The sequence below is a fragment of the Streptomyces sp. NPDC059169 genome (assembly GCF_042755225.1).
Lineage (GTDB): Bacteria > Actinomycetota > Actinomycetes > Streptomycetales > Streptomycetaceae > Streptomyces.
Genome location: NZ_JBHZCF010000037.1, coordinates 1 through 11,440, shown reverse-complemented (window position 1 = coordinate 11,440; position 11,440 = coordinate 1). Strand labels below are relative to the sequence as shown.

1 protein-coding gene and 1 pseudogene are annotated in these 11,440 nt (G+C 71.3%); both read right to left on the bottom strand.

Going from position 1 to position 11,440, the window contains the following annotated elements; translation table 11 throughout:
* Positions 1–201 (bottom strand): polyketide synthase docking domain-containing protein (locus ACFXOM_RS35360; protein ID WP_385041573.1); only part of this gene is annotated, 201 nt, incomplete at its 3' end.
* A gap of 65 nt (positions 202–266) precedes the next feature.
* A pseudogene (locus tag ACFXOM_RS35355) lies at positions 267–11,429 on the bottom strand (type I polyketide synthase); the annotation flags it as partial.
* Positions 11,430–11,440 lie beyond the last annotated feature (11 nt).

Sequence of the window (11,440 nt, the reverse complement as noted above, 5' to 3'; positions counted from 1 at the left end):
GTCCACGCCCTCGGCGACCAACCGCCACAGGTCCTCGGGCGAGCCGACACCCCCCGGATAGCGGCAGGCCATCCCCACGATCGCGATCGGCTCGTGCTGCTTGTCCTCCGCTTCGCGCAGTTGCCTGCGCGCGTCACGGGCGTCCGCGATGGCCCGCTTCAGGTAGTCGCGGAGTTTGTCTTCGCCCGATACTGCCGACATGGTGTCTTCAGCTCCCCGATGTTCTGTGTACGTGTGGTTGCGGTGGTCTGCTGCTCTGCGGATGGTCACTCGAGCTCGTCGAGCATCGCGAACAGCTCTTCGTCACTTGCGGTTTCGAGGTCCGCGTTGTCGTCGTCGCGGGCGGCTTCAGCGGCGACTCCGCCCGCGGCCTCGGCCAGGCCGAGGAGTTCCCGCAGCCGCGTCGTGATCAGGATCTGGCCGTCCGTATCCGCAGCGGCTTCCTTGATCATCGAGGTGAGCCGGGTGAGTTCCCTCAGGACCGGCTCGGCGGCCGAAACCTCTTCGAGCGCGAGCTGCTCCCCCAGATGGACGGCGAGGGCGTTCGGGCTGGGGTGGTCGAAGACGAGCGTGGTGGGCAGGCGCAGGCCGGTCGCCGTGTTCAGGCGGTTGCGGAGCTCGACCGCGGTGAGGGAGTCGAAGCCCAGTTCCTGGAACGCCCTGTCGGGGTCCACCGCCGCGTGGTCGGCGTGCCCGAGTACACCGGCCACCTCCGCCCGTACGAGGTCCACCAGCGCAGCGTCCCGCTCGACCGGCGACAGCGCCGCCAACCGCTCCGCCAGCGTGGGCCCGTCGCCCCGACCGGGCGTCGGGGCCACGGTCGGCTTCTTGGTGGCCCGGCGGAACAGGCCACGCAGGATCGCCGGTGGTTCGCTGCCACCCGACCGCAGGGCCGCGGCGTCAAGGCGGGTGACACCCAGGACGGCTTCACCGGCGGCCGGGGCCGCATCGAACAGTTCCATCGCCTCGGACGACCCCAGCGGCTGTAGACCGGACCTGGCCAGCCGCTTGAGGTCGGCGTCGGCAAGGTGTCCGGAGAGTGCGCTGGTCTCCGCCCACAGGCCCCACGCCAACGAGGTCCCCGGGAGACCGTTCGCCCGACGGTGAGCAGCCAACGCATCCAGGAACGTGTTCCCCGCCGCATAGTTGGCCTGCCCCGCCGTACCCAACAAACCCGCCACGGACGAATAGAGCACGAACCCCGAGAGGTCCAGATCACGAGTGAGCTCATGCAAGTTCCACGCCGCGTCCACCTTGGGCCGCAGAACCGCATCAAGCTGCTCCCCCGTAAGAGAGGCGAACACACCGTCATCAAGAACACCAGCCGTATGAACAACCGCACTCAACGGCCGATCCACCGGAACCCCAGCCAACACCCCCGCCAAAGCATCCCGATCCGCCACATCACACGCGACAACCGAAACCCACGCACCCAACTCCTCCAACTCCGCACACAACTCCACCACACCAGGAGCCCCCACACCCCGACGACTCACCAACAACAAACTCCGCACACCATGCTCACGCACCAAATGCCGCGCCAACACCCCACCCAACGCACCCGACGCACCCGTCACCAACACCGTCCCCACAGACCACCCAGACACACCACCACCCACAAACCCCACAGACGACCCCACAGACGACCCCACCGGAACCAACCTCGGCACGCACACCACACCACCACGCACCGCCAACTGAGGCTCCCCCACCGCCACAACCGAACCCAACACACCACCGACACCACCCCCGGCATCCACATCCACATCCACATCCACAAGAACGATCCGACCCGGATTCTCCGTCTGCGCCGAACGCAACAAACCCCACACACCCGCATGCACCAGATCCGTCACATCACCACCGTCCACCGACACCGCACCCCGCGTCACCACGACCAACCGCGACTCCACGAACCGCTCATCAGCCAACCACGCCTGCACCACACCCAACACACGCCCCACAGCCACACGCACCGACTCCGACGACACCAACCCACCCGCCACCAACGGCAACACCACCACCGACGGCACACCCACCACACCCGACACATCCACCGCATCCGCAGCCAACACCACCCACCCATCACCCGACGACGACCCAAGCACAGCAGGCAACGGCCCGACGGGTGTCCAGGCGATCCGCAACAGTCCGTCACCCGTCGTGCGGCCCGCCGCGCGCAGCGCGTCGAGGGAGAGCGGTCGCAGATCGAGGGCGTCGACCGTGGCCACGGGCGCACCGGCGGCGTCCCCGACGGTCAGTTCGACGTGCAGGGAGTCCGGGTCCGGGCTGGTCAATCCCAGTCGCACCCTCAGCGTCGTGGCGCCGGTGGCATGAACGGTCACACCGCTCCAGGCGAACGGCAGCCAGGCTCGTGCCTCCTTGTCCGCGACCCCGGGCAGGAGCGCGTGCAGCGCGGCGTCGAGCAGTGCCGGGTGCAGCCCGAACCGGGCCGCGTCGACACGCTGCTCCTTCGGCAGCGAAACCTCGGCGAACAGCTCCCCGTCCCCCCGCCAGACCCGACGCAACCCCTGGAAGACGGGCCCGTAACCGTACCCCTCCCCCGCCAGCCGCTCGTAAGCACCCGAAAGATCCACCTCCTCGGCACCGGCGGGCGGCCACTCCAGGAGACCACCCGGAACCCCAGCACCCCCCGCCGAACCGAGCGTGCCGTGGGCGTGCAGTACCCAGGGCTGCTCGGAGCCGAGGTCCTCGCCGACGGGCCTGGAGTGGATCTCCAGGGTCCGTCGTCCCGCAGGGTCGGCCGCACCGACGGCCAACTGGATCTGCACGGATCCGCGTTCGGGGAGGACCAGCGGCGCGGTGAGCGTCAGCTCCTCGACCTGTTCGGCCCCCACCTCGTCGGCGGCGCGGACGGCCAGTTCCAGGATTCCGGTCCCCGGCACGAGCACCAGGTCGGCGACGACGTGGTCGGTGAGCCAGGGGTGGCTGTGCCGTGACAGCCGGCCGGTGAGGACGTACTCGTCACGGTGGGCCAGCGCAACGGCGGCACCGAGCAGCGGGTGGTCGGCTCCGACGAGGCCGAGTCCGGCGGCATCGCCCGCTGCGGCAGGACCGTCCAGCCAGTACCGGGCGTGCTGGAAGGCGTATCCGGGCAGCGGGGTCGTGCGCGCGCCCGGGAACACCGCGGACCAGTCCACCGGCGCGCCGGACACGGCGAAGTGGCCGAGCGCGGCAGCGAAGGTGTGGCCCTCCGACCGGCCACGGCGGAGCGCCGGGGTGAGCACGGTGGCGTCCTGCGCGAGGCAGTCCTCGACGAGCGCGCTGAGCACGCCGTCGGGGCCGAGCTCCAGCCAATGGGTGACGCCTTCCGCCTCCAGGGTGCGTACCCCGTCGAGGAAACGGACCGCCTCACGGATGTGCTGGGCCCAGTAGCCGGGAGAGGCCAACTGCTCGGCGGTGGCGAGGGCTCCGGTGACGTTGGAGACGATGGGGATGCGCGGCTCACGGAAGGTGAGCCCGGACGCGACGGTGCGGAACTCCTCGAGCACCTCCTCCATGTGCGGGGAGTGGAAGGCGTGGCTGACGGGCAGCAGCTTCGTCTTGCGGTCCCGGTCCTTCCACGACGCGGCGATGCGCTCCACGGCGTCGGTGTCGCCCGAGATCACCGTGGACGCGGGGCCGTTGATCCCGGCGATCGCTACGGCGTCCCCGTGCCCGGCCAGATCCGTGCGGATCTCCTCCTCGCTCGCCTGGATCGCGGCCATGGCCCCGCCTTCCCTGGCCGCCTGCATCAGGCGACCGCGCTCGGCGACGAGGACGCAGGCGTCGTCGAGGTCGAGCACACCGGCCAGATGTGCGGCGGTGACCTCGCCGATGGAGTGGCCGAGCAGGAAGTCGGGGCGGATTCCGTGGTGTTCGGCCAGCCGGAACAAGGCGACCTCGACCGTGAACAGCGCGGCCTGGGTGAACACGGTCTGGTCGATGAGCGCGGCGTCGGCCGAGTCCTCACGAGCGAAGACCACCTGCCTGAGGGGGCGCATCAACTCGCCGTCGAGTCGCGCGCAGACCTCGTCGAAGGCAGCGGCGAAGACGGGGGACGTCTCGTAGAGCTCCCGCCCCATACCGAGGCGCTGGGAGCCCTGGCCGGTGAGGAGGAACGCCGTCCTGCCGCGTCGCCCACCGTTCGCCCGCACGACTGCGGACGCGGGCCGGCCTTCCGCCAGGGAGGCGAGGTCCGCCAGCAGTTCGGCCCGGTCGCTTCCGGTGATCACGGCCCGTTCGTCGAGGAGGGCGCGTGTGGTCGCCAGGGACCAACCGATGTCCGCTGGATCGAGCTCGGGGTGCTCCGTGACGTAGCCGTGCAGTCGGGCGGCCTGACCGCGCAGGGCGTCCTCGCCCCGTGCTGATACCAGCCAGGGGATGACCGGCAGGGGCGTGGCGGTGGGTTCGTCGGTCTGTGCGGTCTCCTCTGCGGGAGCCTGCTCGATGATCACGTGCGCGTTGGTGCCGCTGATGCCGAACGAGGACACCCCGGCGCGGCGCGGGCGTCCGGCATCCGGCCAGGCCCTCTCCTCGGTCAACAGCTCCACCGCACCCGACTCCCAGTCGACGTGCGGAGACGGCTCGTCCACGTGCAACGTCCGCGGCAGCACACCACGCCGCAACGCCTCCACCATCTTGATCACCCCACCAACACCCGCCGCCGCCTGGGAATGCCCGATGTTCGACTTCAACGACCCCAGATACAACGGACTACCCCCACCACGCCCCTGCCCATAGGTATTCAGCAACGCCTGCGCCTCGATCGGATCACCCAACCGCGTACCCGTACCGTGCGCCTCCACCACATCAACATCCGCAACCGACAACCCCGCACCAGCCAACGCCTGCCGAATCACCCGCTCCTGCGAAGGACCATTCGGCGCCGTCAAACCATTACTCGCACCATCCTGGTTCACCGCAGAACCCCGAACCACCGCCAACACCCGACGCCCATTCCGCACCGCATCCGACAACCGCTCCACCAACAACAAACCCACCCCCTCAGACCAACCCGTCCCATCAGCCGAAGCCGCGAACGACTTGCACCGACCATCCGCAGACAACCCCCGCTGCCGCGAGAACTCGACGAAGACGCTCGGGCCCGCCATGACGGTGACACCGCCGGCGAGCGCCAGATCGCACTCACCACTGCGCAGCGCGTTCGCCGCGAGGTGCAGGGCCACCAACGAGGACGAGCAAGCCGTGTCCACCGTCACCGCCGGCCCCTCCAGCCCGTACGTGTAGGCAAGCCGCCCGGAGACGACGCTGGAGAGGTTCCCTGCCAGCAGGAAGCCCTCGAACTCAGCGGGGCTGGCGGCGAGTCGCGACGCGTAGTCGTCGTACATCGCGCCGGTGTAGACACCGGTGTGGGTGCCGCGGAGGGTCGCCGGATCGATGCCGGCGCTCTCGAAGGTCTCCCAGGCCGTCTCGAGCAGCAGGCGGTGCTGCGGGTCGGTTGCGGTGGCCTCACGCGGCGAGATTCCGAAGAAGTCCCTGTCGAACTGGTCCGCGTCGTGCAGGAATCCGCCGTGGCGCACGTAGGAGGTTCCGGGCTGGTCCGGGTCCGGGGAGTAGAGATCGTCCAGGTTCCAGCCGCGGTTCACCGGGAATCCGCTGATGGCGTCCACACCGTCGGCGACCAGCCGCCACAGGTCATCAGGGCTGGAGACGTCCCCCGGATAGCGGCAGGCCATCCCCACGATCGCGATCGGCTCGTCGTGGGGGGCCGCGGTTCCCGTGGTGCGGACGGGAGCGGCCGCGCTCGCCGCGGCACCGTGCACCTTGCTCAGGACGAACGCGGCCAACGTGGCCGGCGACGGGTGGTCGAAGACCAGGGTCGCGGGCAGCCGCAGGCCGGTGCTGGCGTTCAGGCGGTTGCGTAGTTCCACGCCGGCCAGCGAGTCGAACCCGAGGTCCTTGAAGGAGCGTTCGGGGTCGATGGTGGTGGTGGTGTCGGCGTGACCGAGGACGGCGGCGACGACATCGCGCACCAGGTTCTGCACGGCGTCGGCGCGCGCGTCCTCGGGAAGGGCGGCGAGTTGACTGCCCCAGGAGGATCCGGGCGTGTCCTGCGCCGCCGCGGCAGCCCTGCGGGGGCGGGTGCGAACGAGTTCGCGCAGCAGTGCGGGAGGCCCGCCCGCGGTCCGGAACGGCGCCAGGTCGAGGGCGGCCGGTACGGTCAGCGCCAGGTCGTTCGCGAAGGCCGCGTCGAACAGGGCGAGTCCCCGTTCCTGGGCGATCGGCGCGATGCCTGCGCGGGTCCAGCGGGCGAGATCACCCTCGGTGAGGGTCGCGCCCATGCCGTGCGTGGCGTCCCACAGGCCCCAGGCGAGGGAGGTCGCCGGCAGGCCGTGGGCACGGCGGTGTGCTGCCAGTGCGTCGAGGTAGGTGTTGGCGGCGGCGTAGTTGGCCTGTCCCGCTGTGCCCGTGATGCCGGACACCGAGGAGAAGAGGACGAACGCGGACAGACCCAGGTCCCGGGTGAGTCGGTGCAGGTGCCAGGCGGCGTCCACCTTCGGCCTGAGGACGGCGTCGAGTTGCCCCGGGGTGAGGGCCGTGGCTGTCGCGTCGTCGAGTACGCCCGCGGTGTGCACGACGGCCGTGAGCGGGTGGTCGGCGGGTACGGCGGCGAGCACGCCCGCAAGTGCTTCCGGGTCGGCTGCGTCGGCAGCGACCACGGTCACCTGCGCTCCCAGCGCGGTGAGCTCGTCGGTGAGCTCGGTCGCCCCGGGCGTGTCCGGTCCTCGTCGGCTGCTCAGCAGGACATGGCGGACGCCGTGGGCGGTGACGAGGTGGCGGGCGAACAGTCCACCGAGCCCACCGGTGCCGCCGGTCACCAGCACCGTGCCGTCCGCATCGATCGGGCCAGCCGCCGTGTCGGGGGTGAGGGCGACGCGGGTGAGCCGGGGGGCGTGCAGGCGCCCGCCGCGTATCGCGAGTTGGGGCTCGCGCGCCTGCAGCGCACTGGTGAGGAGGCCGTGGTCCGCCTCCTGTGGGTCGGCGTCCACGAGGACGACCCGCTCCGGGTTCTCCGACTGTACGGAGCGGATCAGACCCCAGACCGGGGCGGCCGCGAGGTCGGTGACGTCCTCATCCGGCAGTACGGCGACCGCGCCGCTGGTGACGACGGCCAGCCGCGTGTCGGTGTGACGCCCGTCGGCGAGGTAGCGCTGGACGATGTCCAGGATCCGGCGCGTGGTGACGTGCGCGGCGGACACCGGGTCCGCGCTCGTGGCCGCCCCCGCGACACGGACCACGACCACGTCCGTGTCGGCGTCCGGCAGTTCGTCGTCCCGGGCCTCGGCGAGCCTCACCGGGCCGTGGTCCGGGGCGGTCACCTCCGTCCATGTGACGGTGAACAGCGCCTCGGGGCCGTTGTCCTCCGTACGGGCCACCCTGTCCTTGGCGACGGGGCGCAGGGTGAGCGATGCGACCGAGGCGACCGGGGCTCCGGCGGTGTCGGCCAGCAGCAGCGACACGGAGTCCGGGCCGGCAGGGGAGATCCGCACCCGCAGCGCGGTCGCCCCCGCGGCGTACAGAGCGGTGTCCGCCCAGGCGAAGGGGAGGCGGATCTCGTCGGGGCCGCTGTCCTGGGCGGCTTCGCGGACCAGCGGATGGAGGACGGCGTCGAGCAGTGCGGGGTGGATCCCGAAGCGTGTCGCGCTCTCGTGGTGCTCCCGGGGCAGCCGCACTTCGGCGTAGAGGTCGTCGCCGGCTCGCCACAGGGCGGTGAGCCCTTGGAAGGCCGGCCCGTAGTCGTAGCCCAGGTCGGCGAGACGCTCGTACGCGTCGTCGAGCGGCTCCGCTGCGGCACCGGCGGGCGGCCACTGGCGGAGGTCACCGGGCGCCTCGGCGGAGATCTCGCCGAGCACGCCGGACACGTGGCGGGTCCACACTGCGTCCGGACCGTCGTCCTCCGGAGCCGAGTGGATGGTGAAGGTCCTGGCGCCGGATGCTGCCGGGGGTCCGACGGCGACCTGGATACGGACCGCGGTCTCCTCGGAGAGCGCCAGCGGCGCCTCCAGCGTCAGCTCCTCGACCAGGTCGGCTCCGGCCTGGTCGCCCGCCGCGACGGCGAGCTCCAGGAAGGCGGTCGCCGGCACCAGCACACTGCCGGCGATGGCATGGTCGGCGAGCCAGGGATGGCTGCTCGTGGACATGCGGCTGGTCAGCACCATGTCGTCCCGGTCGGCGAGCCGCACCGCCGTGGACAGCAGCGGATGGTCGGCCGGGTCCAGGCCGAGGCTGCGGGCGTCGGTCCTGGGGCGGGCCGGGAGCCAGTAGTGCCGGTGCTGGAAGGCGTAGGTGGGCAGTTCGGTGCGCGGAGCGCCGGGGAAGAAGGAGGCGCGGTCCAGCCGTGCACCCGCCGCATGTGCCGCACCGAGCCCGGAGAGGAGGGTGGCGGCTTCCGACCGGCCTGCGCGCAGCAAGGGGAAGGCATGCGCACCGGAGGTGGCGAAGGAACTGGTCGCCATGGCGGTGAGCACGGCGTCGGGGCCGAGCTCGACGAAGACGGTGGCGCCCTCGTGCTCCAAGGTGCGCACGGCGTCGAAGAAGCGCACGGCCTCGCGGACCTGGGTGACCCAGTAGTCGGGCGTGGTGAGTTCGCCCTCGGTGGCGAGTGCGCCGGTGATGGTGGACACGACGGGAACCACCGGCTCGTGGTAGGTCAAGGTCGCGGCGATCTCCCGGAACTCGTCGAGCACGGCGTCCATGTGCGGGGAGTGGAAGGCGTGGCTGACGTTGAGCCGCCGGGTCTTGCGGCCCCGCTCGCTCCAGAGCTGGGCGATCTCCTGGGTCGCGTCGGCGTCGCCGGAGATCACCGTGGCCGTGGGGCCGTTGACGGCGGCGACGGAGACCCGGCCCGGGTAGTCCCGGACGTGCTCGGAGATCTCAGTGGCATCGGCCTCGATGGCGATCATCGCGCCGCCTTCGCGCGCCGACTGCATGAGCCGGCCGCGGGCGGCGACCAGCTTGGCCGCGTCGGGCAGGGAGAGGACGCCGGCGACATGCGCGGCAGCGAGTTCGCCGATGGAGTGTCCGGCGAGGAGATCGGGGGTGGTGCCGTGGTGTTCGAGCAACCGGAAGAGCGCGACCTCGATGGCGAAGAGCGCCGGTTGGGTGTACGTGGTCCGGTGCAGCAGGGCGGCGGTGTCGCTGCTCTCCTCGGCGAAGACGACATCGCGCAGGGGCCGCTCCAGGTGGCGGTCGAGTTCGACGGAGATCGCGTTGAGCGCGTCGGCGAACACCGGGTACGCCGCGTACAGCTCGCGGCCCATACCGATGCGCTGGGCGCCCTGGCCGGTGAACAGGAAGGCGGTTCGGCCGGCGCGGGTCGCATCGCCCGTCACCAGGTTCGGGGCGTCCGTGCCCCGGGCGAGCGCGTCCAGTCCGGTGACGAACTGCTCGGCCGTGTCGGCGTGCACGACCGCCCGATGTTCGAATGCCGTGCGGGAAGCGAGGGCACGGCCCACCGCGGCGAGGTCGGTCCGGTCGAGCGTGGCGAGGTGGTCACGCAGTCGGGCCGCCTGCCCGCGCAAGGCGGCGCTGTCGCGTGCGGAGAGCGTCCAGGGCGCGGGCGCGGACAGCCGGCCGTCACCGGGCGACTCGGACGGTTCGTCACCCTGTTCGACGACTACGTGGGCGTTGGTGCCGCTGATGCCGAAGGACGACACAGCGGCGCGGCGCGGTCGTCCACTGGGGGGCCAGGCAGTGTCTTCGGTGAGGAGTGTGACGGCCGCGGTGTCCCAGTCCACGTGGGGGGTCGGCTCGTCGACGTGCAGCGTGCGCGGCAGTACGCCGTGACGCATCGCCTCCACCATCTTGATGAGGCCGCCAACACCGGCGGCCGCCTGCGCATGGCCGATGTTGGACTTCAGCGAGCCGAGGTAGAGGGGGGCGGATCGGTCGCGGCCCTTGCCGTAGGTGGCGAGGATGGCCTCGGCTTCGACGGGGTCGCCGAGCCGGGTGCCGGTACCGTGCGCCTCCACGGCGTCGACGTCGGCCGGGGTGAGGCGCGCGTCGGCGAGTGCCTGCCGGATGACGCGTTGCTGGGACGGGCCGTTGGGGGCGGTGAGCCCGTTGCTGGCGCCGTCCTGGTTGACGGCGGTGCCGCGGATCACGGCCAGCACCGGGTGGCCGTTGCGCCGTGCGTCCGAGAGCCGTTCGACGAGCAGCAGACCGACGCCCTCCGCCCACGACGTGCCGTCGGCCGAGGCCGAGAAGGACTTGGACCGGCCGTCCGCGGCCAGCCCGCGCTGCCTGGAGAACTCGACGAACATGCCGGGCGTGGACATCACCGTCGCGCCGGCGGCGATCGCTAGTTTCGACTCGCCCTGGCGCAGCGAGCGGACCGCCAGGTGGAGCGCGACGAGCGAGGAGGAGCAGGCGGTATCGACGGTGACGGCCGGTCCGACGAGGCCGAGCTGGTAGGCGATGCGGCCGGACATCACGCTGGGCGTGGTACCGGTCAGCAGATGGCCCTCCACCGCCTCGGCGCCCTCGTCCATCCGCGGTCCGTAGTCCAGCGTGGTGGCGCCGACGAAGACACCGGTGCGGCTGCCGCGCAGTGACTCGGGGTCGATCCCGGCCCGCTCGACGGCCTCCCAGGCGGTTTCCAACAGCAGCCGCTGCTGGGGATCCATGGCAAGGGCCTCGCGCGGCGAGATGCCGAAGAAGTCGGCGTCGAAAGCCCCTGCGTCGTGCAGGAAGCCGCCCTCTCGCACGGCGCTGTGCCCGCTGCGCTCGGGGTCGGCGTCGAAGAGGTCAGCTGCCCAGCCGCGACCGTCCGGGAATCCGCCGATGGCGTCGGTCCCGCTCTCCACCAGGCGCCACAGGTCGGCGGGCGAGGCGACGCCGCCGGGGTAGCGGCAGGCGATGCCGACAATGGCGATCGGCTCGTCGCTGCCGACCGCGGGGACGAAGAGGTCCTCGTCGACCCGTTCGACGCCGGTCAGTTCGGTGAGCAGGTGGTCGACGACGGCGGCTGGGGTGGGATGGTCGAACAGGAGGCCGCTGGGCAGCCGTAGCCCGGTGGCGCCGGCGAGGGCCCCGCGCAGTTCCACCGACATCAGCGAGTCGAAGCCCAGGTCCTTGAACGGTGTGCGCAGTGGGAGAGTCTGCGCCGCGTCGTACTCGAGGACTGCGCTGATGTGCGAGGTGACGAGGTCGGTGACCGCGGTCGTCCGCTCAGCCTCGGAGAGTGCCGAGAGCCGCTCCGCGAGGGTGCCGTGCCCATACGACGTTCCGGAAGGAGCAACTCCGGTCTGTTTGTGGTACGCGGAGGCGGCGGACGACTCCTCCGCCTGTCCCGGTCGGCCGTCCACCCAGTAGCGTTCGCGCTGGAAGGCGTAGGTGGGAAGGTCGACCCGCCGCGGACGCGCTGCGGAGAAATACGCCGACCAGTCAACCGGCACCCCCGCAACATGCAACCGCC